General features: G+C 46.4%; 23 protein-coding genes. 11 read left to right on the forward strand and 12 right to left on the reverse strand.

The genetic code is table 11. The features are described 5' to 3' along the window. Positions 1-9: 9 nt before the first annotated feature. From mscL to AC1HCU_RS12790, 4 genes are all read left to right on the forward strand, one after another. A complete protein-coding gene (mscL, locus tag AC1HCU_RS12775) occupies positions 10-432 on the forward strand; it encodes a large-conductance mechanosensitive channel protein MscL (RefSeq protein WP_480366537.1) in 423 nt (140 codons plus the stop codon). Positions 433-632: 200 nt separating this feature from the next. Next, the gene (locus AC1HCU_RS12780) at positions 633-1025 is read left to right on the forward strand and encodes a DUF6249 domain-containing protein (protein ID WP_480366539.1); all 393 of its coding nucleotides are present in this window, start codon (positions 633-635) and stop codon (positions 1023-1025) included. A 9-nt stretch (positions 1026-1034) separates the two neighbouring features. Then, complete coding sequence (locus AC1HCU_RS12785; protein ID WP_480366541.1) at positions 1035-1592, forward strand: RNA polymerase sigma factor; 558 nt, start codon at positions 1035-1037, stop codon at positions 1590-1592. Between the two features lie 11 nt (positions 1593-1603). After that, positions 1604-1978, forward strand: coding sequence for a hypothetical protein (locus AC1HCU_RS12790; protein ID WP_480366543.1), 375 nt, complete (start codon positions 1604-1606; stop codon positions 1976-1978). 94 nt (positions 1979-2072) lie between these two features. Here the strand turns inward: AC1HCU_RS12790 and AC1HCU_RS12795 are convergent, their stop codons facing one another. The 9 genes from AC1HCU_RS12795 to AC1HCU_RS12835 all read right to left on the reverse strand — a co-directional run bounded on the left by AC1HCU_RS12795 (position 2073) and on the right by AC1HCU_RS12835 (position 12444). Then, positions 2073-2945, reverse strand: coding sequence for a polyphosphate kinase 2 family protein (locus AC1HCU_RS12795; RefSeq protein ID WP_480366545.1), 873 nt, complete (start codon positions 2943-2945; stop codon positions 2073-2075). A gap of 6 nt (positions 2946-2951) precedes the next feature. Next, the gene (locus tag AC1HCU_RS12800; protein WP_480366547.1) at positions 2952-4574 is read right to left on the reverse strand and encodes a S41 family peptidase; all 1623 of its coding nucleotides are present in this window, start codon (positions 4572-4574) and stop codon (positions 2952-2954) included. An 18-nt stretch (positions 4575-4592) separates the two neighbouring features. Beyond that, complete coding sequence (gene coaD, locus AC1HCU_RS12805) at positions 4593-5066, reverse strand: pantetheine-phosphate adenylyltransferase (RefSeq protein WP_480366549.1); 474 nt, start codon at positions 5064-5066, stop codon at positions 4593-4595. Position 5067: 1 nt separating this feature from the next. Then, positions 5068-6936: a DNA topoisomerase IV subunit B gene (locus AC1HCU_RS12810; RefSeq protein WP_480366551.1), complete on the reverse strand. Its 1869-nt coding sequence runs from the start codon at positions 6934-6936 to the stop codon at positions 5068-5070. A gap of 17 nt (positions 6937-6953) precedes the next feature. Further along, complete coding sequence (locus AC1HCU_RS12815; RefSeq protein ID WP_480366552.1) at positions 6954-8084, reverse strand: hypothetical protein; 1131 nt, start codon at positions 8082-8084, stop codon at positions 6954-6956. 332 nt (positions 8085-8416) lie between these two features. Beyond that, complete coding sequence (locus AC1HCU_RS12820; RefSeq protein WP_480366554.1) at positions 8417-9805, reverse strand: MltF family protein; 1389 nt, start codon at positions 9803-9805, stop codon at positions 8417-8419. A 144-nt stretch (positions 9806-9949) separates the two neighbouring features. Next, positions 9950-11221 (reverse strand): ammonium transporter, encoded by a 1272-nt coding sequence (locus tag AC1HCU_RS12825; RefSeq protein ID WP_480371198.1) that lies wholly within the window; start codon positions 11219-11221, stop codon positions 9950-9952. Between the two features lie 100 nt (positions 11222-11321). Beyond that, positions 11322-11681, reverse strand: a complete 360-nt coding sequence (locus tag AC1HCU_RS12830) for a P-II family nitrogen regulator (protein WP_480366556.1) — start codon at positions 11679-11681, stop codon at positions 11322-11324. 91 nt (positions 11682-11772) lie between these two features. Next, on the reverse strand, positions 11773-12444 hold the full coding sequence (locus tag AC1HCU_RS12835; RefSeq protein WP_480366558.1) for a TorF family putative porin: 672 nt from the start codon (positions 12442-12444) through the stop codon (positions 11773-11775). Between the two features lie 306 nt (positions 12445-12750). Here AC1HCU_RS12835 and AC1HCU_RS12840 point away from each other — a divergent pair, with 306 nt between their 5' ends. The 5 genes from AC1HCU_RS12840 to argS all read left to right on the forward strand — a co-directional run bounded on the left by AC1HCU_RS12840 (position 12751) and on the right by argS (position 20411). After that, positions 12751-14805, forward strand: a complete 2055-nt coding sequence (locus tag AC1HCU_RS12840) for a ComEA family DNA-binding protein (RefSeq protein WP_480366560.1) — start codon at positions 12751-12753, stop codon at positions 14803-14805. A 112-nt stretch (positions 14806-14917) separates the two neighbouring features. Continuing rightward, positions 14918-16792, forward strand: a complete 1875-nt coding sequence (locus AC1HCU_RS12845) for an ABC-F family ATP-binding cassette domain-containing protein (RefSeq protein ID WP_480366561.1) — start codon at positions 14918-14920, stop codon at positions 16790-16792. Positions 16793-16966: 174 nt separating this feature from the next. Continuing rightward, on the forward strand, positions 16967-17545 hold the full coding sequence (rbr, locus tag AC1HCU_RS12850; protein WP_480366563.1) for a rubrerythrin: 579 nt from the start codon (positions 16967-16969) through the stop codon (positions 17543-17545). 287 nt (positions 17546-17832) lie between these two features. Further along, positions 17833-18573: a tRNA threonylcarbamoyladenosine dehydratase gene (locus tag AC1HCU_RS12855; protein ID WP_480366565.1), complete on the forward strand. Its 741-nt coding sequence runs from the start codon at positions 17833-17835 to the stop codon at positions 18571-18573. Between the two features lie 44 nt (positions 18574-18617). Further along, positions 18618-20411, forward strand: a complete 1794-nt coding sequence (argS, locus tag AC1HCU_RS12860; RefSeq protein ID WP_480366567.1) for an arginine--tRNA ligase — start codon at positions 18618-18620, stop codon at positions 20409-20411. A 100-nt stretch (positions 20412-20511) separates the two neighbouring features. On the opposite strand, the gene AC1HCU_RS12865 is transcribed toward argS, so the two are convergent. From AC1HCU_RS12865 to AC1HCU_RS12875, 3 genes are read right to left on the reverse strand one after another with little or no spacing between them, the layout of a single operon-like run. Then, complete coding sequence (locus AC1HCU_RS12865) at positions 20512-21621, reverse strand: Gfo/Idh/MocA family protein (RefSeq protein WP_480366569.1); 1110 nt, start codon at positions 21619-21621, stop codon at positions 20512-20514. A gap of 17 nt (positions 21622-21638) precedes the next feature. After that, positions 21639-22529 carry a DUF72 domain-containing protein gene (locus AC1HCU_RS12870; RefSeq protein ID WP_321722020.1) on the reverse strand — a complete coding sequence of 297 codons (891 nt, stop codon included), beginning with the start codon at positions 22527-22529 and terminating at the stop codon, positions 21639-21641. Positions 22530-22579: 50 nt separating this feature from the next. Then, positions 22580-23500 carry a TolB family protein gene (locus AC1HCU_RS12875; protein WP_480366572.1) on the reverse strand — a complete coding sequence of 307 codons (921 nt, stop codon included), beginning with the start codon at positions 23498-23500 and terminating at the stop codon, positions 22580-22582. A 148-nt stretch (positions 23501-23648) separates the two neighbouring features. Here AC1HCU_RS12875 and AC1HCU_RS12880 point away from each other — a divergent pair, with 148 nt between their 5' ends. Both AC1HCU_RS12880 and AC1HCU_RS12885 read left to right on the forward strand, forming a co-directional pair. Next, positions 23649-24767, forward strand: coding sequence for an AAA family ATPase (locus tag AC1HCU_RS12880; RefSeq protein WP_480366573.1), 1119 nt, complete (start codon positions 23649-23651; stop codon positions 24765-24767). Beyond that, positions 24768-26927 carry an HRDC domain-containing protein gene (locus tag AC1HCU_RS12885; protein ID WP_480366575.1) on the forward strand — a complete coding sequence of 720 codons (2160 nt, stop codon included), beginning with the start codon at positions 24768-24770 and terminating at the stop codon, positions 26925-26927. Positions 26928-26977 lie beyond the last annotated feature (50 nt).

A 26977-nucleotide genomic window follows, 5' to 3' on the forward strand; every position in this document is an offset into this window, starting at 1 on the left:
AAAAAAACTATGTCATTTAAATCAGAACTGAAAGAATTTTTAATGCGGGGCAGTGTCGTAGACATGGCCGTAGGTATTGTGATCGGCGGCGCATTCGGAAAGATCGTCACCTCTTTCGTGAACGATATCCTTATGCCACCGATTGCCCTGATCGCAAACCAGGGACAATTTACAGATCTCAAACTTGTTTTGAGACAGGCAGTGATGGAGGGTGCAGAGGTGGTATCGCCTGCCGTCACATGGAACTATGGCGCCTTTATTCAGGCAATTGTGGACTTTCTGATCATTGGTACGGCCATTTTCCTTGTCATCAAGGGAATGAACTCCCTAAAACGGAAGAAGGAGGAAGCTCCTGCTCCGGAGGCTGCTCCCGAACCCTCCAAAGAGGAATTATTGTTGGCCGAGATTCGCGATTTGCTTAAAAACAAATAATCTTTTTCGGGAGATTATCAGACAATCCCACACAACTTGCCATCTTCGTCCGGTCAAGGTAGGCCGGACGAAGTTTTTATGCAGATAACCTACGGATGCACACAGCAGTGTGCGGAAAAAAAAATTTGTAACCGATTTGTAGTAGTGGCAGTCATATGGATGTAAGCAAATTAATTATTCACTTTTAAATGTATTTAATTATGGAAGATTTAATCCCAATCATCGCCATTCTGTGTACCATAGGGCTGCCCATAGCCACCGGGCTCGTCATAGGCCTCACCTCGGTAAAAAATGACCACAAGGAAAGAATGGGGCTAATCAATCAGGGAATCATACCCCCTAACAGGACAAAAACGAAAAGAAATCCTAACCGTTTCGTATCATTGAGGAACGGGATAGTACTCGTGGCCCTTGGAATAGGAATCATTGTCGGTTTTCTTTGCTCCGAATACCTTGTGATTGGTCAGAACAATGAATTCTGGATCACAGGTGCCAGTGTGGTTTTTTTCCTTGGCATAGGCTATCTGGTCTATTTTTTGATAATGCAAAAGATGCCGGTTGCGGCGCAAAGAGAAGATACAGAATTGGAATAAACGCTTGCAATGAACGAAAACCAACGTCTGCAACAGGTGCTTTCAGGCAATACTTCCGCGTTTGCATATTTTGTCGATACTTATCAGGATATGGCGATCACCATCGCTTACCGGATTTGCGGCAACATGCAGGATGCGGAAGATGTTGTGCAGGAAAGTTATGTAAAGGCATTCAGGAATCTGCGCAGTTTTCGCTCCGACAGCAAATTTTCCACCTGGCTGTATCGCATTGTATATAACACGGCGATTACGCATACGAAGTCACAAATGTGGATAGGAGGCAGGGAGGTGGCAATGGAAGATGCTTCTCAGCTTGCCGATAACACACTGGAGATAAACATGAACGAGAGCGAAAGAAAAGAAATAGTAGCCGATGTATTGCAGAAGATGCCTACGGGAGATGCACTTTTACTCACGCTCTACTATATGGAGGATAATCCGGTGAAAGAGATTGCCAGGATTACGGGGCTGAACGAGCCAAACGTAAAGGTGAAACTGTTCAGGGCCAGGAAACTTTTCAAAGAAATGGTTGTTTCAAATTACGGAGTACAAATTACAGGGACATAAAAATGATTGTCATGATGGACAAATACAACAAGCAAAAAGAGGACGAAAAGTTCCGACAAATACTGGCATCTGCAAAAGTAGGAGCTCCTGAGAATCTGAGACATCGGATTATGCAGCAGATAGAAACCGAAAAGGCGCTTTCCCCTCACAGCACAAAACGCAAAAAAGAACGGGAAAACATGCTAAGGGAGATGGCTGTTATCTTTGGCACTATGTATGCTATTTTAGCAGCAATGGTTGCAGGGGTGTATTTCCTGCTTGGAAAAGATTTTCTGCTTTCCCCCCGGTTTATTGGAGCAGCGGTCCTTGTGGGCTCCATATTCAGCCTGTTGTGGCTTATTTCTCGTCTGGATTCACACTTAAGGGAAAGTAAAAAAATTCGTTAACCCCGGCCGCATTGATGTCTCTTCCGCTATGGTAAACACGAAAAAAAGTCGATGTCGGGCATGGGATGCAGTGACAGGTAATGGGGTATCCCGTTTATCCCTTTGTCAGCTCTGCTCTTGCCTTTGCTAATATTTCGGGTGATTCGGCTGGTGGATAGCGCAGATCGAGCGACCGGAACAATTCCAGGATGATGTCTCCCACTGCCACGCGGGCAAAGAATTTTTTGTCTGCAGGGATCACATACCAGGGTGAATATGGTTTGGATGTTTTTTCCAGCATCTCTTCGTACGCCCGGTCATAAGCATCCCATTGTGCGCGTGACTGTAAGTCTGCCGAACTGAACTTCCAGTTTTTATCCGGTTCATCGATACGAGAAAGAAAACGCTCCTTCTGTTCCTCTTTTGAAACGTGCAGAAAAAACTTCAATATGCGCATTCCATTCTGATACAGGTGTTTTTCGATCCCATTTATCGCTTCGTACCTGTTTTCCCAGAACTGCTTATCTATTGCCTCTACTGTGTTATAACCAGGAATGCGTTCGTTGAGGATCCATTGAGGGTTCACCCTGGTGGCCAGTACATTTTCATAGTGGGAACGATTGAAGATCTCAATCATCCCGCGTTGCGGCAGGGCAACATAATGACGCCAGAAATAGTCGTGTTCCAGCTCGTTCCTGGTGGGTGTTTTAAAACTATGCACACGACAGCCCTGCGGGTTGATACCCGACATCACATGCCGGATAACACCATCTTTACCCGCTGCATCACGCGCCTGTAAGATGATCAGCAGCGAATAGCGGTCGTCGGCATAAAACATCTCCTGCAACTTCTTCAGTTCTTTGATGTTCAGCTTAATCTCCTCTTTTGCGGATTTTTTTGTAAAGCCGCCATCCTCAAGGGTCGGATACTCTTTCAGGCTTACCTTTGTGCCTTCCTTTACACGCAGTTTACTGTAATCGAAATTCATTTTTCCTTATTGCTGATGTGCCACATTGCTCCCCAGGCCTTTGAGCAGGCCTTCATAGCGCAGATCATCCGAAATGATCTGCAATCCTTCAGAAAAAATATCATTTTCTTCGTTGATGATCCGATAGAATGCCGATGAATCGTATAAATCACGGGCAATCAACGCTTTTAACTGTACAAAAATCAGTTCTTTCGAACGACCGTACTCCTCTTCATTCCATTCCACCTGCTCTGCAGCCGCTATTGACCGCAGCCTTTGGTTCAGTTCCTCCGATACACGAAAACCCGACATGAAATGAACAACATCGGGGAATTGTTGCAGCAACATAGTGCGTTGGTTGTCCACCTCCGAAATAGCCACTCTGTTGATTACCCCTTTGGCATTCAGATTTGCATGAAACATGGTACCCGATGTGGTATCCACCGGCACAAAATAATCAGGCATGATTCCGCCACCACCGTAGACAGTGCGTTGGTTCACCAGCGTCTTGTATTTCAAGGAATCAGCAAAATGGATGCTGTCGGCAGCAAACAACTCGCCGTGGGTGTATCGGTTCATGAAATCCTGATCATAAGCATCTTTGTTTCCCACCTCATAAGGCTTTTGGATGCTTCTGCCGGAGGGGGTGTAATATCGTGCCACGGTCAGCCGGATCATGGTTCCGTCGGGCAGTGGCAGCTGTCGCTGCACCAATCCTTTTCCAAAAGTCCTTCTGCCCACGACCACACCTCTGTCCCAATCCTGCAGTGCCCCTGCGAGAATCTCGCTGGCGGAGGCCGAAGCTCCATTGACCAGCACAACAAGTTTTCCTCTCTGTAACTCGCCCCCCGCCGTGGCATTCATGGTAAAACGGGGTTGATTCTTCCCTTCAGTATAGACAATCAGGCGGGAGTCGTCCAGAAACTCGTCGGCAATCTCGTTGGCGGTCTGCAGGATACCTCCGCCATTGTCGGTAAGGTCGAAAATAAGGTGTTTCATTCCCTGCGCTTTCAAGGTCCTTTCTGCCTGCTTGAATTCAGTGGCGGAAGAGATGCCGAATCGGCTCAGGCGTATGTAGCCGATATCGTTTGTCACCATATAGGCTGCATCGATGCTGGTGATAGGTATCTTATCGCGTACGATGCGAAACTCCATCAGTTGCGGGACACCGCGCCGCAGCACCTCCACGTTCACGACAGTACCTTTGGGACCACGAAGACGCTTGATCACATCCTGGTTGTTCATTTTCACTCCGGCAATCAACGTGTCGTTCACCCGGATGATCTTGTCACCTGCCATAATACCCACCTTCTGGGAGGGTCCTCCTGAAATGACTTCCATCACATAAAGAGTATCGGTGAGCATATTGAAGGATATGCCTATCCCGTCGAAATTACCCTGCAGGGGCTCATTCATGGCACGTACCTCCTCTTCGTTCAGATAAGACGAATGCGGATCCAACTCTTCCAGCATAGCACGTATGGCCGCCTCGGTGAGTTCTTTTGAATCCACATCATCCACATACAAGCTGTTAATCAGCTGCAAGGTACGTTCAATTTTCAATCCTTCGGGTGAAGGCCTGAATTGAGCCAGAGCGCCCCCCGATACCAGGAGTACTCCCACAGCCATGGCAATTATTCTTTTTTGCATTGTTTTTTTGTTAGGGGATTATATCTTCATTCCCCGGGGAATAAAGCAACTGACATCGTGCCCGTAGCGTAACAATTCCCTCACATGGGTGGAGCTGATGTGCGTCAGGGGCGGTTCAGTAAATAATACAAACGTCTCTATTCCCGAAATGGTTCGGTTTATGTCGGCAATTGTCTTCTCATATTCGAAGTCGGTCACCGAACGGATGCCACGCAGGATGTACCGGGCGCCCACCTCTTGTGCGAAACTGATTGTGAGCGAGTCATAACTCTCGACGCGCACACGTGGTTCCTCACGGTAAAAATCACGGAGCATCCCGATCCTTTTTTCCAGCGTAAAGTAGGACTTCTTTGCTTCGTTGGTCCCGATGGCAATTATTATCTCGTCCATCAGCGCCAGCCCTCTGCGTACCAGCGATTCATGCCCGATGGTAAAGGGGTCGAAGGTGCCAGGGAACAGGGCAATCCGCTTTTCAGTACCGTTTTGTTTCATTTTATGCTACTTCTTCATCCTCTACCACCAGATTGTCGATGATAAAGTTTTGCCGTTCCGGCGTATTTTTTCCCATATAAAATTCCAGGAGTTCCTTCAGCAGATCTTCTTTTCGCATGGTCACCCTGTCGAGCCGGATATCTTCGCCTATAAAATTGCGGAACTCATCGGGAGAGATCTCTCCAAGACCCTTAAAACGGGTTATTTCCGGATTGGGGGAGAGTTCTTCAATGGCATTGAGCCGTTCCTCCTCGGTATAGCAATAAAGTGTCTTTTTCTTGTTACGTACTCTAAAAAGAGGAGTCTGAAGGATGTAGACATGTCCCTTCTTGATCAGATCGGGAAAGAACTGCAGGAAGAAGGTAAGCAACAGGAGGCGGATATGCATCCCGTCGGTATCGGCGTCGGTTGCGATGATCACCTTATTGTAGCGTAACCCGTCCATATTTTCTTCTATGTTGAGGGCCGCCTGCAACAGGTTAAACTCCTCATTCTCATAGACGATCTTTTTGGTAAGCCCGAAGCTGTTCAATGGTTTCCCGCGCAGGCTGAATACCGCCTGCAAGTTCGGATCACGGCTTTTGGTGATGGAACCGCTGGCAGAATCACCCTCTGTGATGAAGATACAGGATCTTTCCCGGTCATCTCCTTTGGCATCATTGTAATGAATACGGCAGTCACGAAGTTTTTTGTTATGCAGATTGGCCTTCTTTGCACGTTCACGTGCCAGTTTGGTTACGCCGGCAATAGCTTTACGCTCTTTCTCCGAATCGAGTATAATCTTCTGCAAAATCTCTACCGTATCGGGATTCTTGTGCAGATAATTGTCCAGTTCCTTTTTCAGGAAATCGTTGATATACTTGTTCACCGATATTCCATTCGGGGCCATCTCCTTCGAACCGAGCTTGGTCTTGGTCTGTGATTCAAAGACAGGCTCTTCTACCTTGATGCTGATGGCAGCCACCATACCATTACGAATATCGGAATATTCGAAGTTTCGATTGTAGAACTCCTTGATTACACGCGCAGTGGCTTCACGGAAAGCTGTAAGATGCGTTCCCCCCTGGGTGGTGTGCTGTCCGTTGACAAATGAATAATATTCTTCCCCATACTGGGTTGTATGGGTGATTGCCACTTCAATATCTTCACCGAAGAGATGAATAATGGGATAAAGCTGCTCAGAGGTGAGGTTTTCATTGAGCAGGTCTTCGAGTCCGTTTTTTGATGAAAACTTTTTTCCGTTGAAAACAATGGTCAGTCCGGTATTCAGAAAGACGTAGTTTTTTAATAGCGGTTCTATGTGTTCATCACGATAATGATATTCACCAAATATCTGTTCGTCGGGCGTAAAACCCACCTTTGTCCCGTTTGAGTTGGCTGAAGGCACTGTTTCACTCTCATTCACTTCAATACCCTGTCTGAAATGCACGGTTTTGGAAAGCCCGTCGCGGGAGCTCTCCATATAGAAGTCAGAAGAAAGTGCATTCACTGCTTTGATACCGACACCATTCAAACCTACCGACTTTTTAAAAGCCTTTGAATCATATTTTGCTCCAGTATTCATTCTGGAGCATACATCCTTCACTTTTCCGAGAGGGACTCCCCTCCCGTGATCACGCACAGTGACATCATGGTTTTCAATGGTGATCTCGATGGTCTTCCCGAAACCCATCATAAACTCATCGATGGAATTGTCGAGCACCTCTTTTAACAGTACATAAATGCCATCGTCGTATGATGAGCCGTCGCCCAACTTTCCGATATACATTCCCGGACGGCGGCGTATATGTTCCTGCCACTCGAGGGTGACAATATTCTCCTCCTGATAGTTATCCTGCAGTATTTGTAGTTCTCTCTCTGTTTCGTTCACGTTATCTTATTTCTCCACTATAGTTGTTTGATGAATGCTCTGCGCCTTTTTGTCTGTCTGGCATCCAGGTCGTTCCACATGGATTTCACCTTGTGATTCAAGTCCAGTTCAGGATTGCTCTCGGCGTACTCAAAACCCAAACGGATTGCTGCAGGAATAAACTCATTGAATAGCAACGCATTTACCCCTTTCCCCTGATATTCAGGATCCACAGCTACCAGCAAGAGGTCCAAGACATTGTTCTCTTTTCCTTTCAGTGCCTTGTACAGATGATACCAGCCCGTGGGCAGAAACCGTCCTTTTGCCTTCTGGAGTGCTTTGGCAATACTAGGCAGACCGATGCCCACACCCACCAGCATGTTGTCTTCCTGTCTGATTACCAACGTGAGAAACTCAAGACGCAACATGGGAATATACATATCCACGTAGTAGTCGATCTGTTTCTCTGAAAGTTCCACAAAGCCATATAAATTTTTATATGCCCGGTTGATCAGTTTGAATATCTCCCTGGCATAGGGATATACATCTCTTTTGCTCTGTAAATGTTTGACCGTAAGCCCCGAACGTTTCTTTACTATTTCCGATGCACGCAGGAAGCGTTCGGGCATTTCCTTAGGAATGGTAATGAGAAACTCCACCCAGTCCTGATCCTTCACATAACCCAGCCGTTCCATATGTTCCACATAATAGGGATAGTTATAGATAGTGGAAAGCGTACCAATCTGGTCGAATCCTTCTATCAACATTCCTTCATGATCGAGATCCGTGAAGCCCAGCGGACCATGGATCTTCTCCATCCCACGGGACCGGGCCCAACTTTCAGCTGCACCGAAAAGCGTATCTACCACTTCGTCGTCATCAATAAAATCGACAAAACCAAACCGGGCGTTCTTTTCTTTCCAGGTCTCATTTGCTTTGTAATTTATGATGACTCCTATTCTTCCGGCGATTTCACCGTCGCGGTAAGCCAGAAAGTAGGAAGCATCACAGTGTTCGAAAGCCGGATTTTTTGTTCTGTTGAGAGTTGCCCGTTCGTCGTAAAACAACGGGGGAACAAAATATTCGTTGCCCTCATACAGATCAATACCAAACTGGATGAACTTCCTGAGATCATCTTTCGTGGTGACTTTATGAATTGTTACTGACATTTTGATAGAATTCTATTAATTTCTTTGGCTCTGCCGGTTTATTCCTCTCATTTTGACAGAGACACAAAGATAGTGAACTTTTTCGATAAGCTAAATGAGCAATAGGCAAATTTATTTGGATATTGCCACAGCGAGAAAAAGTCTCACTTTAGTGAACTTTTTTGATCAACGAGTGCAGAGTAAATTCATTTATTCTGCCGAGTACAAAAAAAGTCTACGTAAGTGAACTTTTTTGATCAACGAGTGCAGAGTAAATTCATTTATTCTGCCGAGTACAAAAAAAGTCTACGTAAGTGAACTTTTTTGATAAGCCAAATGAGCAATAGACAAATTTATTCGGGTACTGTCTCCCTGTAATATTCCCACCTGGCAATGACATTACCGACATAATTGATAGTTTCATCTGCCCTGAAGTATCCATTTTTACACACCGGATCCGTATAATATTGTTCCAAACGCTTCAGATGGATATATTTTTCCACGTTTCCAGCCCATACATTTTTATCGGCACCATATTTTTCTGCGAGCGCCCTGGCATCAAACACATGTCCTACTCCGCCGTTGTATGCAGCCAGCGATAGCTGTAGCCGTTCATTCTGATCTGCTACCGAATCGAAGGTATTGAGGAGACTGCGCAGATATTCTGCCCCTGCACGGATGTTCGCTTCGGGATCATACAAATCGTCGCTGCTTAATCCGAGTGAACCAGCTGTGGCGGGCATCAACCCCATCAGACCTACTGCACCTGCCCAGGACTCGCCTTCCGTTTTAAAAGAGGATTCCTGCCATGCAACAGATGCGAGCAACCGCCAGTCGATCCGCTGTCGCTTACCTTCCTGTCTGAACCACGTGTCGAAAGGAGATATTACACCATGTCCGAGTATTTCCTCATAAGAGACCCTGACACTGTCGGAATATCCTTTTGTCTCTTCAAAATACCGTTTCTCAATACGCAAAAAGCCAGGTGCAGCCGTTTTTTTCTCAAACCAGCTATCCAGCGAATCGGCCAGGACGGGCGTGTCTTTTCTGACTACCCACGAGGAGCGTTGTTCGAAGCTGACAGGAAGTTCCACATTCAGATTTCTAAAATAAGTCTGATTGAGCCTGGCCAGATCATCATCTGATATGGTATATGCAATCTCGCCGCGGGATACGGACCGGATAAGATCCTCTGTCACGAGCGTGTCGCTATAGGCCGTCTCCAGCTGAATTCCTCCTCCAAGTTCATTGTTAAGATTCTCAAGCCGGTCACGGTATTTGGACAACCCGATCACTGTCACTTTCTTCCCGATCAGTCCGGTCACGTCCGTGATGAGCGTATCGTTATGCAAGGCTCTTTGTACCAACACTTGATGGGATATATGCTGAAGGCCGGCAAAAGATACCGAATCTTTCAATGAGTTGGTTATGGGAATGTTGTAAGCTATCAGGTCTCCCACCCCCAGTTGCAGCATCCTGATCATATCCTGGGTATTTTCTGCCACAATTATTTCAGGAACAAGTCCGTGTTGTTTACAAAAATCACGCACCATATCGTAATGATATCCCATGGGTTGATCACGATAGATAAAATAAGATGTTGACGTGTTCATCGTAAGCACACGCAGCGTATCTGTCTGTAAAATTTGTGGAAAGTCATGAATATGTTTCTCCCGGGTCCATTTTCCGCATGAAAGGAACAAGATGACCTGAATGAATAGCAACAATATGACTTTGTTCATACCCTTGTTTAGTTAAAACAGGGCAAATATAGTGAAAGCGGAGAAATAAGCCAAACCTGATCACGTGTATACGATGTGGCTTCATGAAAAAGACTGCCCCGATTGGAACAGTCCTCTCCACAAAACACGACAACAGGAATTTGTCTATTCATAGGCAATTTCGCCATGCTCGGATATATCGAGACCTACAGACTCGCTTGCTCTACTTGCTCTAATGCCAACAACCGCATCAACAGTTCTGAAGATGATCCAGGTCATGACGGCACTGAACACGACAGTGCCGGTAGTCGCTATAACTTGTATCCAAAGCTGGTTCCAGTCGCCATAAAGTGCACCTTGAGCGCCCCCCTCGCCGGTGATGGCTTGTGTGGCAAAAACACCAATCAGCAGAGACCCTATAACCCCGCCAATGCCATGCACGCCGAAGGCATCCAATGAATCGTCGTAATCCAGTCTGGGTTTCACATGAGCCACCATAAAGAAGCAGATAGATCCGGCGGCCGCACCGATCACGCAAGCACCCAGCACGCCGGAAGATCCGGCGGCAGGGGTAATTGCTACCAAGCCGGCCACCACACCCGTACAAAAACCGATCACGGTAGGCTTCTTGTTGATAACCCAATCGAGTATAACCCACGTGAGTGCCGCTGCTGATGCAGCAATGTTTGTAATCAGTATCGCACTCGCGGCCAACCCATCTGCCGCCAGACCGCTACCTCCGTTGAAGCCGAGCCACCCCAGCCAGAGCAACGCCGTGCCAATCACGACAAAGGGTACATTATGCGGTGTAATGGGGGGAACTCCTTTCACGTTCCATCCTTTTCTCCTGCCAAGGAGGATAGCCATTACCAATGCCGAGATACCGGCGTTGACATGTACCACGGTACCTCCTGCAAAATCAATGGCTCCCATTGCAGCTATCCAGCCGCCACCCCACACCCAATGGGCAAGCGGATTGTAGACCAGCAGCGCCCATAATAGAGAGAAGAGCAGAAAACCACCGAATTTAATCCGTTCGGCAAAAGCACCGACGATCAGTGCCGGGGTAATTACGGCAAACATCCCCTGAAACGAAACAAACAACAATTCGGGAATGGTATATCCTTCGAGCAGGTCGTTAATCCCGATATTATGCAGGAATATTTTATCAAAACCGCCGATAAGGATATTCAAATCTCCTTCAGACGAAGTAAAAGCCAGACTGTAGCCGACTGTCACCCACTCAATAATGATCACAGCGGTGAGAATCAGGCATTGCATCAATACGCTCAGTACATTCTTACGGCGCACCAGTCCACCGTAAAACAGTGCCAGCCCCGGGATGACCATCATCATCACCAGGATGGTGGCCACAATAATCCAGGCAGTATCTCCGTTACTCAGGGTATGCGCCTCCCCTTCCTGTGCCAATACCATGACAGGCAGGATAAACCATGCTGTCAGCATCACGGTATATTTCAATATCTTATGTCTCATATTTTATCTGTATCATGTGTATCAATTCTGTAGCGAAATGCTATACTTTTATCTCTTCCTTGTCATACAGTGATTCATCACCCCTGTCTCCTGTCCTGATACGAATGGACTGTTCTATGGCAGATACGAAAATCCGGCCATCGCCACTTTCGCCGGTGAAAGCTGACTGCAATATGGCGTCGATCGACTTCTGCACGTTCACCTCCCTCACCACAAATGAGAGATAAACCCGTTCAATGGCATTTACATCGTAGGCGATACCTCTGAAAATAAGTCCCTGTTTGGCCGTACCCTGACCCTTCACTCCCCACCAGGAGAGAAAGTCTATATCGGCCTCATGCAACGCAGCCCGCACCTCGTCGAACTTCGTCTTACGGATAATTGCTTCGATTTTCTTCATAGGAATAATGTATTATGTGAATATGAATAGAATGTATGAGCGTCTGTATTTTTTAAAATAACCAGTCATCAGCTGACTGTCCGAATCACACTTAGAAGCTGGCTCCAAATACCAGAAAAACATCTTTTGTATCGGGATTCAGGATAGCCTGTGTAAAGACCGGAAGCGAGAACGAATTCGTGAAGGATATCTCTTTACCCGCTTTTATCGAGGCATTGATCAGTGTAAACCCGCCGGAATAAATACCGGCCCGGGGCGTGGCACCAAGTATCAGATCGATTGTGGCTCCATCGACAGGAACGGAGTAGCTTGCCTCCATATAACTGGAATGATCGTCGTCGCCCGCGAAATTGGTATTCCAGGCCAATGACAGCGGCAGTGATTCACCGAATGAATAACCCAATGTTGCCTCAAACAGATGTTCCGATAATTTAAAGTAACTGCTGCCCTCCCCATCGGGAAGATCCCGGGGAAAAAAGTAGTCGGTGACCAGCACCGAGAAATTGCCGATAGCATAGCCGGCATAAAGATCAAATTCCCGCCAGGTACCCTCGAAACTGGAGGATCCCCAAATTCCCAACTTAAAATCTCCAGCCGACAGGGAGATGGTGGGTTGTGCGGAAGCAGGACCAACATACAAACCCCGCCAGATGTAAGAACTCACAATATCGGCTCCTGCCGACACCGATACCTCCTGTGCTCTGATGCTACCAGCCGAAACAAACATCACAAACAGAACTACGAATGATTTAATTCTTTTCATACTTTTTACATTTTAAATGAATAACCCCAATCTTTTTTTCTAATTGATAACTAAAACAAAGAATACAATCTTTTTGAAATCAAATAAGCATATTTAAAATCTTTTTGATTGTTTTATTCGACAAAGATAGTCAAAAAGATTATAAAACAAATAAATCAATGACATTTTGACTAAAAAATTATAAATAAAATATCATTGCGATAAGAAACCGTTCCTGATTTGCTCAAAGCGGAGACTTCGTGAATTCATAATCAAATATTTAGAAAAAATGAAAATTATCGTTATTTTTGTGAAAATCGATGCAAGATGAAAAATATGTTTTCCATCCTCTGCTTTCTTTTCACCTTGGGTCTTGCAAGTGAAGCAGGTGCGCAAAATGTTAGCTGGCGTGAGTATGTGGAGCAGCTCGCCGAGGAAGAAGAGATGAATGAAGCCGCCATTGAGAACATGTATCAGGAATTGCTTCAGCTCGAAAATAATCCTCTTGATCTGAACAGGGTTACACGCGAACAGTTGGAGAGAATTCCTCTGCTATCATTGGATGAAGTGGCTGCCATCATCAATTTTGTAGAGAAAAACCGTCCGGTGTATACTGTTTTTGAGCTGCGCAACGTGCCCTATCTCGATCTGGAAACGGTGGAACGGATCATTCCTTTCTTCCATGCCGGAGATGGCAAACGTTTTGAGACTGGGGCACTACGTCCAGACATCCTGCAAAACGGACAACAAGAGGTGCAGTTTCGTCTCGACAAGACAGTCACCCCGCGCGCAGGATACAGTGATTTTCCCGATAGTATTCTGGCCCGTTACCCCAACCGAAAATACCAGGGTGAAGATTTTTATACCTCTTTACGTTACTCGTTTCGCTATCGCGATAAGGTACAAATGGGGATCACAGCAGAAAAGGATGCCGGGGAGCCTTTCTTCAAAAAGGGCTACCCCAGAGGATACGACCACTATGGTCTTCACCTGATTGTTCGTGATATCGGGCTGTTGAAGTCTGTGACGTTGGGTGACTATCGCCTCTCGTTTGGACAAGGGCTTATTCTGAATAACGATTTTATGGTCAGCAAATCGTGGAGCACAGAAAGTATCGTCCGCCGCACACAACAGCCAAAACGTCATTTTTCAACTGCTGAAAACGGTTTTTTCCGGGGTGCTGCTGCCGTAGTCGAAACGGGAGGTTTCACCCTCACCACCTTCTATTCCAATAAAAGGATCGACGCCAACCTGTCGGAAGAGGGTATGATCACCTCCTTCAAAACCGACGGACTCCATCGCACCCCTTCGGAGATAGAGAAGAAAAAGAATACCTGGGAGCAGGTGACGGGAACAAACATCAACTACCGGAAAAATCGTTTCCAGGCAGGAATCAGCGGGATTTATCATACCTACAGCAGAATGTATAACCCCCCACTCCGGGATTACAATATTTACTACCTGCGCGATTCATCGAATGTGAATGTGAGCGCCGACTATTCCTACCAGCTGCCGGGATTTATCGTCGCGGGAGAGACTGCGGTATCGAAGAACGGATCAGTCGCCACACTACACGCCCTGCAGTACAGGCCTTCATCAGATCTTTCCTTCTCCTTGTTGCACCGATACTACCCGATCTCCTACAATGCGTTCTTCGCACAGGCATTTTCCGAGGGAAGCGCTGTCCGCAATGAAAGAGGCTTTTTCTTCAGCACGCAATTCACACGCTTTAGCAGACTCACCGTGAACAGCTACCTGGATATCGTACGATATCCCTGGCTTAAATTTGGCGTAGATACCCCGTCAAAAGCACTGGACTTCTACCTCCTCGCCACCTACGCCCTCTCACGCCAGTCCTCACTTGATCTCCGGTATAAATACAAGCAAAAAGAGAAGAACATGACCTGGCCCGATGAGTCCTCCACCTCCACACTGCCTTATGCCACCCATAAAATCAGGATCCGGCACGCCCACACATTCAAAAGCGGATGGGAATCGCGCACCACCGCCGATATAGCCCATTACACCGAAAAATATTTCCCTTCGGAAACCGGCTACATGTTTTCACAAAATATCGGCTATCGTGGGGAAGGTCCTTTTGCAGGAGATCTCCATCTGGCTATTTTTGATGCGGAGAGTTACGACGTACGACTCTATTCCTACGAGCGAAATCTGTTGAACTCCTTCTACATGCCCTCCTTCTATGGCAAAGGGATGAGGCTGGCACTATCGGTTAAATATAATGTCTCCGCATCGCTAACCCTTTCGGCGAAAGCAGGTCATACCCGTTATTTCAACCGCGAAACCATTGGAAGCGGCACAGAGTTTATTGACGGCAACAAGAGAACAGATCTCTATTTTTATCTGCGCTGGAAATACTGAAGGTTCCGCGTGCGAAAGGACGGGATATGCAACAAAAGTAAGAGCACCACTGGCAGGATGAAATATGCGAAGTCGATTGTTTTTTGTACTTTTGGCCCCAAACTCTGAATATATGTCCCATTCTCTTCTGCAAATCGACTCACTCACCAAAAGCTTCGGTGACCTGCTGCTCTTTCGCGACATCTCTTTTGGCATTGCTGAAGGTGACAAGATAGGGCTGATAGCCCGCAACGGCTCGGGAAAAACAACCCTGCTGAACATCATTGCGGAAAAAGAGAATTATGATAACGGCAGGGTGGTATTTCGTAATGGCGTTCGATTTGCCTATCTGGAACAGTCTCCACAATACGATCCGGCGCTGACGGTGCTTGAAGCATGCTTCAGTGCCGACAATGAAACGGTGAAGCTGATCGCACGGTACGAGGAGATGCTCTCTGCACACGATCAGAGCGGACTCGACGAGCTGTTGCTGCAGATGGACCTGCTCAAGGCATGGGATTACGAGCAACGAATCAAACAGATACTCTCCCAGCTCAGGATCACCGATTTTCATCAGAAGATGGGCGAACTCTCCGGGGGTCAGGTGAAACGGGTGGCACTGGCTAACGTACTGATCAGCGAGCCGGAGCTGCTCATCATGGATGAACCCACCAACCACCTCGATCTGGAAATGGTGGAGTGGCTCGAAGAATACCTCAATCGAAACAGGATGAGCCTGCTTATGGTGACGCACGACCGTTATTTTCTTGACCGCATCTGTACGCAGATATTGGAGATCGATGAAAAACAGCTTTTCTCCTATAAAGGGAATTTTTCCTACTACCTGGAAAAAAGAGAGGAGCGGATTGCCGCACAAAATACGGAAGTAGATCGTGCCCGCAACCTGATGCGCAAAGAACTGGACTGGATGCGCCGTCAGCCACAGGCACGCGGGACAAAAGCAAAATCGCGCATAGACGCATTTTACTCGTTGGAGGAGAAGGCACAACGGCACCGTGAAGAGGAGAGCGTGCGCCTGGCAGCCCGCGGATCCTATATCGGGAAAAAGATCTTTGAAGCGAAACATGTGACCAAACGGTTTGGAGATATCCGCATCACAGACGATTTCAACTACATCTTCTCACGGTACGAAAAAATGGGTATTGTGGGAAATAACGGTACCGGAAAATCCACCTTCGTAAAGATGCTACTCGGCAAAGAGATGCCTGACAGCGGCGGCTTCGAGATTGGCGAAACGGTGCAATTCGGCTATTACAGCCAGGAAGGACTACATTTCGATGAACAGATGAAGGTGATCGATGTGGTACAAAACATTGCTGAAGTAATCGATCTTGGCAATGGTAGCAAACTTACCGCCTCACAGTTCCTGCAACATTTTCTCTTTCCCCCTGAAAAACAACACAACTTTGTCTACAAGCTCAGCGGCGGCGAGAAAAGACGACTCTACCTCTGCACCGTGCTGATCACCAACCCCAACTTTCTGGTGTTGGACGAACCAACGAACGACCTTGATATTATCACCCTGAACATCCTGGAAGAATACCTTACGGGATTTAAAGGATGCCTTATCGTGGTGTCACACGACCGCTACTTCATGGACAAGGTGGTGGATCATCTTCTGGTATTTCATGGAGAGGCAACGATTCAGGACTTTCCCGGGAATTACACCCAGTACCGTGAATGGAAAGCCGATGAACAGAAAAAAGAGGTGGAAGAACAGAAAACCATCAGACAGGAAACTGATCCGCGAAAAAACAAGCCATTAGAAGAAAAAAAGAAACTATCCTTTAAGGAAAAACGCGAGTTTGATGCACTGGAAGGAGAAATCGAACTTCTGGAAACAGAGAAGACAAGGATCACTGAATCGCTCTCCTCGGGTATGCTACCTCCCGAAGAGCTGATGGAAAAATCGTCACGACTCTCGGAAATCATGGACTTGATCGATGAAAAAACCATGCGTTGGCTCGAACTGAGCGAGCGGGCATAAAACCAATTTAGAAAGATTTTAAATAGCTTATACTTACCTCTTTATTTTTTATTCAAAACCAAAAATTGCCTATTTTTGCTGGTAATGATAATTTATGATATGTGGAAACAAAATTGCCTGCATCATCACTTAGCGTTGCTATTTAAACCAACAACTCAATAAACTATAAATCTTATGAAAAGTGTAAAAGGAACCCAAACCGAACTAAATCTGATGAAATCCTTTGCCGGAGAATCACAGGCACGTATGCGATATACCTTCTTCGCGAAAGAAGCGAAAAAGGAGGGCTATGAACAGATTGCAGCCATTTTTCAGGAGACAGCCGACCAGGAGATGACCCATGCCAAGAGGATGTTCAGGTACCTCGAGGGAGGCATGCTGGAAATCACGGCTGCTTATCCGGCAGGTGTGATCGGAACCACAGCAGAGAACCTGAAGGCGGCCGCTGAAGGGGAAAACGAAGAATGGACCGACCTTTATCCCCACTTTGCCGAGGTAGCCGAACAGGAAGGCTTCAAGGAGATTGCCACCATGTATCGCATGATTGCCAAAGCTGAAGCAATTCATGAAGAGCGTTATCTGAAATTACTCGAAAGGGTTACGAACGGTACCGTATTTTTGCGTGAAGAAGAAATTAACTGGATCTGTCGCCACTGCGGATATGTGTTTACCGGCAAGAAACCGCCGAAGAACTGTCCCACCTGCCTGCATCCGCAAGCTTACTTCGAACCCAAAAATGAAGCTTATTATTAATATTTTAAATTTTACTTGCGGATTATTTATTGTATGTAACTAAAGTGAAGAGATCGGCAGTAGACAATCTAGTTGTATACAAACAACTTGTAAAATTTGAATAAATGGAACTTTCGTAGAAAATCAAGAAGCTGATCCCCGGCAAAGGGGATCGGCTTTTTTTGTGTCTGGATGGTTGCCTCGGGGCTGCCCCTTTTCCGGTAAAATAGTGTAATTTTGCAGTTATTTATTGCATTTAACTCTGGCCGTATCGACAGCCGGTGTTTAAGAAAACATCATCATAACCAATGTCGCACAACGAACTTTTTGCCCGCACAGAACTGCTGGTCGGATCAGCCGCGATGGAACGGATTGCCGCGAGTAGAGTAATCCTCTTTGGTGTGGGAGGTGTGGGTAGCTGGTGTGCCGAAGCATTGATCCGCAGCGGGATCATGCACTTGACACTGGTCGACTCCGACCGGGTGGCAACAGCCAATATCAACCGACAGCTCCCGGCTACCACCCTGACTGTGGGGGAATTGAAAGTGGAGGTAATGAAACGACGTTTGCTGGAGATCAACCCGGAGGCGCACATAGTCACCATGCCCATGATCTACAGTGCCGAGACATCGGATTCGTTTCATCTGGAGCAGTACGATTATATCATAGATGCCATCGACTCACTCTCACACAAGGTACATCTGCTTGTGAGTGCCTCCCTCACGGATGCCACTCTCTTCTCTTCCATGGGAGCAGCTCTCAAGATGGACCCGCAACAGATACGGGTAACCGAATTCTGGAAGGTACGCGGTTGCAAGCTGGCATCGGCATTGCGTCAGCGGATGAGAAAAGATGAAAAGCCGGAAAAACCGTTTCTCTGCGTCTACAGCGAAGAGTTGCTTTCCAACAAGGGAGAGGAGGTGCTACCCGATACAGACGAGCATGGCAGCTTCCGGAAAGCACGAACCAACGGCACCATGGTACAGGTCACTGCCGTTTTCGGATTCACCCTTGCGGGCCTTGTAATTCAGAATATCATGCGCCATTAAATACATTTTTCTTACCTTTGCGCTTTCAATCAGCTACATTTATTATGCAAATCGAACATATTCTCCAGGAAGCCGTCATCCTCGCAATCAAAGGACTTTATCAGGCCGAGGTGGACCCATCACAGATCACACTTCAGAAAACCAAAAAAGAGTTTCGGGGGCACTACACCCTGGTCACCTTTCCCTTGCTAAAGATATCCCGCAAAAATCCCGAGCAGACAGCAGAAGAGATTGGGAGAAGGCTGGCGGAAAGCTCACCCCTTGTCTCGGAGTACAACGTGATCAAGGGGTTTCTGAACCTCACCATCGCTGCACAGGTATGGTCAAAACTTCTCGAAGAGATCGACTCAAATCCGGACTACGGCTTCACCACGGTAGCCGATAATGCACCACTCTACATGGTGGAGTATTCCTCTCCCAATACCAACAAGCCACTGCATCTGGGCCATGTACGCAATAACCTGCTCGGGCACGCACTGAGCGAGGTGCTTAAAGCCAACGGAAAACGGGTGGTAAAAACCAACATTGTGAACGACCGCGGTATTCATATCTGTAAGTCGATGCTGGCCTGGCAGAAATGGGGTAACGAGGAGACACCGTTTACCACCGGCAAGAAGGGCGACCACCTGATTGGCGATTATTACGTGTTGTTCGACAAAAAATATAAAGAAGAGCTCGCCGCGCTGCAGACAAAAGGGCTCACCAAGGAGGAGGCAGAAGCTGAGTCGCTGCTGATGAAGGAAGCACGTGAGATGCTGCGCTTGTGGGAGGCACACGATGCTACCACAGTGAATCTTTGGAAGCTGATGAACGACTGGGTGTATGCCGGTTTTGATGAGACCTACCGACAGATGGGTGTCTCCTTCGATAAGATATACTACGAGTCACAGACCTATCTTGCCGGGAAAGAGGAGGTGCTTCGCGGCCTCAGGGAAGGATTGTTTTATCAAAAGGAAGATGGCTCTGTATGGGCCGATCTAACACCATACGGTCTGGATCAAAAACTACTGCTCCGCGCCGACGGCACCTCCGTCTACATGACACAGGATATCGGTACCGCCAAACTCCGTTTCGACGATTATCATATTGACACGATGATCTATGTGGTGGGTAATGAGCAAAACTACCATTTCCAGGTGCTCTCCATCCTGCTCGATATGCTGGGCTTTGAATTTGGAAAGGGACTGATTCATTTCTCCTACGGCATGGTGGAACTGCCCGAGGGAAAGATGAAATCGCGGGAAGGAACTGTAGTGGATGCTGACGACCTGATGGAGGAAATGATCAATACCGCCCGGGAGACTTCGCAGGAACTGGGTAAGCTTGACGATGTCACACCTGAAGAGGCGGAAGCAATCTCCCGCATGGTAGGTTTGGGGGCACTCAAATATTTTATTTTGAAGGTAGATCCGAAGAAAAATATGACCTTCAATCCGAAGGAATCAATCGACTTTAACGGAAACACAGGACCGTTTATCCAGTATACCCATGCACGTATTCAATCGATCCTGCGAAAGGCTGGAGAACAGGGTATTGCCATCCCTGAAAAGCTTGAAAACATTCTTGTCCTCTCGGAAAAGGAAGAGGGCCTGGTGCAGTTGCTCAGCGAGTTTCCCGGCGTGGTGCAGCAGGCAGGCTCGGAATACAACGTATCGCTGATCGCCAACTACATCTATGACCTGGCTAAGGAGTACAACCAGTTTTATCACGACTACCCCATGCTACGTGAGGAGGACAGTGCCCTGCGCGCCTTCCGGTTGTTGTTGTCAAAAAATATCGCCCTGACCATTAAAAAGGGAATGTCGCTTTTTGGTATCGACGTACCGGAGCGAATGTAGTACTGTACTGCGTAAAAAGATCCACCGCATCCGTTCCCTGTGGCGGCGCCTAAACCAACAGCCCTGTATTTTGAATGGCGACCCCGGCCAGGAAAGCTTCCTATTTTTTAAAGAGAATAGTCTTCTCCTCTGCGGCACTTTGTCTGGCAGCATCCAATATTTTAACGACAATCAGATTATTTTCCAGCGAAGAAAGGTCTGTTTTTTCCACTTTGAGTTCTTCCCTGATTACTTTCGCGAAATAACTAAACGGATCCTTTGCAGCCATAGGGAACCCGTCGACTTTTATCTCCTGCCTGGGTACCTTACGGGTCAAACGATACTCCAGGTCGTGTGCATTGTGTGCAGTGACATATCCTTCTTTTCCGTAAACAGAGATATCCTTCCTGTCTACGGGCCAGTTCCATGATCCCTGAATGACTGCCTGCGCGTGCGGATAGGTCAGGATGATCGTAGCCTGGTCATCCACTTTGGGATAAACATCCGGCTTGATTGTCTGTAAAACAGCTGTCACCGTTTCAGGTTCTTCATTCTGCATGATCCACGTCATCAGGTTGGCGCCGTAACAGCCAAAATCGACAACCGCCCCACCCCCGTTCAACACCGGATCGGTGAGCCAGGCAAGGAACTCCGGTGAGCAGCCTATCTCCACCGGTCCCTTATGTCCGTCGTTGATCATTACTTTATTGATCTCGCCAATTTCCTTTTTCTCAATTGCCATTTCAAAAAGTTTGTAATGTGTAGGATACCACGAAGTCTCGTAATTGGTGAGCAGAAGAATATGGTGTTTCCTTGCCAAACCCGCCATTTTATCTGCATGCTCCGCATTCACGGCCAACGGCTTTTCCACCATTACATGAATTCCTTTCGGTGCACATATCTCCACTGTGCTCAGATGATCATATATAGAATTAAAAGCAACCACACCTTCAGGCCTGGTCTCTCCGATCATTGTCGCAAGATCATCATACACGATAGCCATATCAAATCCATACCGGTCTGCAAGCGCATGTGCTTTTTCTTTATTGGACTCGGCGATGCCGACAATTTGAATATCGTTTCGTTCCTTGTGATTTTTCAATAGACCGTGAATATGGTCATGAGACAAGCCGTCAATACCAATTCTTACCGGTCTCTGTTGTGCGAGCATGATGACGGGCCACAGAGATAAATTCAATAAAAGAGCGAGTGTTGTAATACTTTTTACCATGATACCTGATATTTATCTTAAAACAATTTTGTCTTCCCGCTTGCAACTTCCGGAATGTGCAATCTGATATTCAGCCTGTTGTTAAGCTTTTCAATCAGGTAAGCCGAAAAAAGAGGCGATGATTTTTCCACATTCTGATGTATAAAAAAACAGAGTTGCTTCAATCCGGTTTCTTTCCACTGCACAATTCGTTCTACCCAATTGTCTATGCGCCGGAAATCTATTTGGTCCACATTACAACCAACAAAACGAATGAAAGCTATGGGAGTAGTCAGTCGCATATGCATCATGTCACGTCTGCCGGCAGTGTCGACAATGATATTGGTTGTATGCTGTGTCTCCAGAAAACGACAATATTCGCCCCAGATGTCTTTGTCCCGATACCATTCTTTTCCACGAACTTCCACCGCGAGCGGAATAACCCTCGGAAAGTCTGTTATAAATGCTTTCAGCTTGTCATAACTATTGACACCAAAGTTTTCGTGCAATTGCAAAAAACACATTCCAAGCTTCTCCTCGAAATGCGAAATGGCATCGCAATAGATACTCGTCAGCTCTTCCACATTACTCAACCGGCGCATATGACTGATCGATTGTGTGATTTTAGGGAAAAATTTAAATCCCTCCGGTGTCTTGTTTTTCCATTTCAATACCTGTCCAGCTTCAGGCATATTGTAAAACACGGAATTCATCTCAATGGAATTGAACTGTCGGGAATAATAGGTGAGTTCATCTTTTGTGCCTTTTGGATAGAAACCCTTCAAATCGGTTTTATTCCATTTCGCACAACCTATATAGACTTCAAAAGAATCATCAGCCCCGTTATTCAAAACCTTCAGCGTGGCTGAATCATCGACAGGAATACTGAAATCTATGATCGTGGGGTCATCTACTTTTCCAAAATTCATACGATCACTTTATTTTTTGACACCATGGTTATTTACTGAAACCCCTCTCATCAGTCATTATTGATATATCTTACAAATGCCACACAATTTCCATCGGGCGACCAGCTATGTACGTTAAATGAACCCTGGCCGCCATAGAAAACGGGTGTCAGGTCACGCGCCTCTTTTGAATCCACGTTCAACAATCGCAATTTCACATTCTTCCCGAATGGATGCCTGCCTTGCTGGTCTTCGATATAAGCGATATAAGCGACGCTTTTGCCCTCGGGTGAGGGATGAGGAAACCAGTTGTCGTAATCGTCGAAGGTAAGTTGCGTCTGTTCGCTTCCATCTGGGCGCATCCTGTACAGATGCATCCGCCCTGTACGATGACTGTTGAAATAAATCCACCGTCCATCGTAACTGTACTCCGGACCATCGTCGAGCCCCTCTGCATTGGTCAGTCGCACCTCTTCGTCAGTATAAACATCTGTTTTGTACACATCCCATTCGCCGTTGCGCATGGCACAATAGGTCACCCAGCGATTATCGGGACTTACACCATGCCAGTAACTGGGATAATTACTGGTTATCAACCGTGGTACGCCACCCATTGCCGGCAGCATGAAAATACGTGAACCACCTTTTGCCGAGCTTACTCCGGGAACATTATGACTGATGATCAGCCATCTGCCATCGAAGGTCAACCCGTGGTCGTTGTTACACCGGTCAGCAAATCCGGTATCAATGATGCCTAGTTTTTTGCCGTTGACCGATACCCTTTCCAGCTTTCCGTCTGCATTTACAATCAGATATTTCCCGTCGCGGGACCAGTTAGGTGCTTCAAAATGACGACTTTCGCGCAGGATAACCTCTTCTTTCCCGGTTCTTACATTAAGAAGTACCAGCTCGCTTTCTAGATTTTGTGGAACCTGAGCAAGCGCTGCCATAGACATAAAAGCAGATAAAACAATAAAAAAAAGTTGTTTCATATCATCGGTCCTTTGAAAATAATTTGACTAAGCTGAGTAGGAACAGCAAATGTAATAATTATTTTATTTCAACCAATTATGCTTTTTTGCATAATGCTTTTTTGCATAATTGGAAAAGCTGTATATCTTTGTAAAAAACTATGCGAGTATGAATCCTTTCACTTTTGGCACAGTAGCAACCGGAGAAAGTTTTTATGACCGTCACAAAGAATGTGATCATATTGTAAAGACTCTTGCCGGTGGAAATAACATGGTTTTGTATGCTCCCAGAAGATTTGGTAAAACATCATTGGCTGTAAAGGCTATACAGCTGTTAGAAGAACAAGGATTTATTTGTGTTTATTTTGATTTCATGCCAGTATTTTCTGTAGAATCCTTTGTTCGGCTTTACACCAAAGCAGTGGCATCGAAACAACGCAATTTACAAAGATTTGCTGAAACATTTAATTCTATTGCTAAAAACATCCGTCCTGTAATTAGATTCACCCCTGACGGAAATCCTGAACTATCCCTTGATATTACTAAAAAACAAATCGATGAAACGGATATTTCCCAATTACTGGATATTCCGGAAGCACTCGCCGGGAAGAAAAAAAGGGTTCTAATTTTTTTCGACGAATTCCAGGAAGTTGAGAAATTGAATAAAATCAATTTTGAAGGTCTTTTACGTAGTAAAATACAACACCAAAAACATGTTAATTACATTTTCTTCGGTAGTAAAACGCACATAATGCAGGCAATGTTTAATGATAAAAAAAGGCCCTTTTATCATGCAGCAACGCAGATGACTATTAATTATCTACCAAAGAAAGAAACAATTCACTTTTTACAGAATAATTTTGCAAGAAAAGAGATAAAACTTGATTTGGAAATTGCCGAATATATTATCAAAGCAGCTGCCAATATCCCACATTATATCCAGCAATTGGCTTCTGAAATCTGGTCAAATGTATCACATCATGCCGACATATCTCATGAAATAGTAGATGAATGTATCTTACAAGTTGTCGCAATGAAAAGTGATTATTTTATGGAATTATTTGAAAATCAGTCCACAAGCAAGAAGCAATTATTGATTGCATTGTGCACTGGCGGAGAAAACATTTTCTCAGAGTCCTATAAAATAACACACCGTTTACCCAGTTCAGCTACCTTGCAAAGAGCTGCAAAAGGACTTACAAATGACGGAGTAATCGATAAGATTGACAGTGAATATTTTATTACTGATCCATTTTTCAAACTTTTCCTGAAAAGGACTATGTTATAAGTGAGAAATTATATGCATGACCTCTCTCCATATGAATGCGCGAAAGAATTTGCAACCCACACTGCCCGGAACATATTTATAACAGGAAAAGCCGGAACGGGGAAGACTACCTTCCTGCGTCAGTTTCGTGCCGAGACGACGAAGCAGCTGGCAGTGGTGGCACCCACGGGCGTGGCCGCTGTCAATGCCGGCGGGACAACCATCCACTCCTTCTTTCAGTTGCCCTTCACTCCTTTCACGCCAACCCCGGCCGGACGGGAAGCGCTGATCGCACGCATGAAGATGAACAGCGCCCGTCGCAACGTGATCCGTGAGTTGGAGGTGCTGGTGATCGACGAGATCAGCATGGTGCGGGCCGATGTGCTGGATGCCATCGACACGGTGCTGCGCCATGTGCGTCACCGCCATGCCGAACCCTTTGGTGGTGTGCAAATGATTTTTATCGGCGATCTCTACCAGCTGTCACCAGTCGCCAAGGCGGATGAATGGCAGATCCTATCAACTTATTACCAGGGAATTTATTTTTTCCACAGTTACGTCATGCGGGAGGCTCCTCCTGTTTATGTGGAATTTGACAAGATCTTCAGACAGTCAGACAACGTTTTTATCAAGATTTTGAATGAGGTGCGAAACGATGCCCTTTCTCCGGAAGGGTATAGCTTGCTACAAAGCCGCTACGAGCCGCATTTTAACCCGTCGCCCGAAGAAAATTATATTACGCTTACCACGCACAACTTCAGTGCGGATACCATCAACTTCGCTGAATTAAAAAAAATCACCACGAAGATACATCTATTCAAAGCGGTGGTGAAGGGTGAGTTTCCGGAGAATGCATTTCCTGTGGAGCAGCAGCTTGAACTGAAGGAGGGTACCAAGGTAATGTTCGTGCGGAACGATACCGAAACACCCCGACGCTTTTTCAATGGAAAAATAGGCACCATCAGCCGCATCCGCGACGAGGTGGTTACCGTACATTGTCCCGGCGATACGGATGAAATAACTGTCTCGCCGGTGACCTGGGAGAATATCCGCTATACCACCAACCCGGAAAATCAAACGGTGGAGGAGGAGATCATCGGTACCTTCGAACAGCTCCCCCTGCGGCTTGCCTGGGCCATCACCATCCACAAAAGCCAGGGCCTTACTTTCGACAAAGCGATCATCGACGCGGGAAAAGCCTTTTCACCGGGACAGGTCTACGTGGCACTGAGCCGATGCCGTTCACTCCACAGCCTGATGCTGAAAAGTCCGATCAACCGCTATAGCATTGGAGTGGATGAACAGGTTGTCCGCTTCTCCTCCTCCAAACCGGAAACCACAAGAGTTATAGAGGAACTTCACTCAGCAAAGGAACAATTCAGGACGATGTTAGTGCTGCAACTGTTCGACTTTTCGCCTCTCCTTCAAATGGCACGCTCCTGGTACTTCGCAACCAAAGAAAACGAATCCTCCTTTAACGAAGGAACCATTCCTTTTGTGGATGGAATCCGCAAACAACTGGCAGAAATAGAGCAGGTAGCTAGTAAATTCAGGATGCAGCTGCAGCAAATAATCCGTCAAACTCCGGTCGACAGCACCTTCCTCGCAGTACGGATCAACGCTTCCGCGGCCTACTTTGTCGATAAAATTGATACCTTGTCACGCTCGATACAGGAATCGGCAGCAACCACCGATAACAGGGCGAATGCACGGGAGTACGACGATGATATCACCGCCATTTTTACTGCGGCAGCCCTGAAGAAGCAGCTGATCAGCGCCACCGCGGCGGACTTCAGCGTAGAGGCATATTACAAGGCACGGAGTCTGTTCAGAAAACCGGCTTTGGTCGTCACTTCCTACAGTCGCGACAGCAAGGGAGAACAACTCAAGTCGATCCACCCGGAGCTGTTGACCGAACTGGTGCAACTGCGAAATAAAATCAGCAAAGAAGAGAACCTGCCGGTATACATTGTCGCATCGGTGAAAACACTGGTGCAAATGGCCGATTACCTGCCGGAGACAGAAAAGGAGTTACTGAAGATCCACGGTTTCGGAAAGGTTAAAGCAGAACGCTTCGGTGCACAGTTTCTTGAGATGATCCATAACTATATCACAGCATATGGAATTGAATCACGCATGATTCACTTTAAGGAAGACAAAAAGCAGAGAAAGAGAAAATAATCAGACAGAGCCTTTACGGTAAAATAAACCGGTTACTTCACATGAATAAC

Source organism: Proteiniphilum sp. LBM24028, from assembly GCF_056629195.1.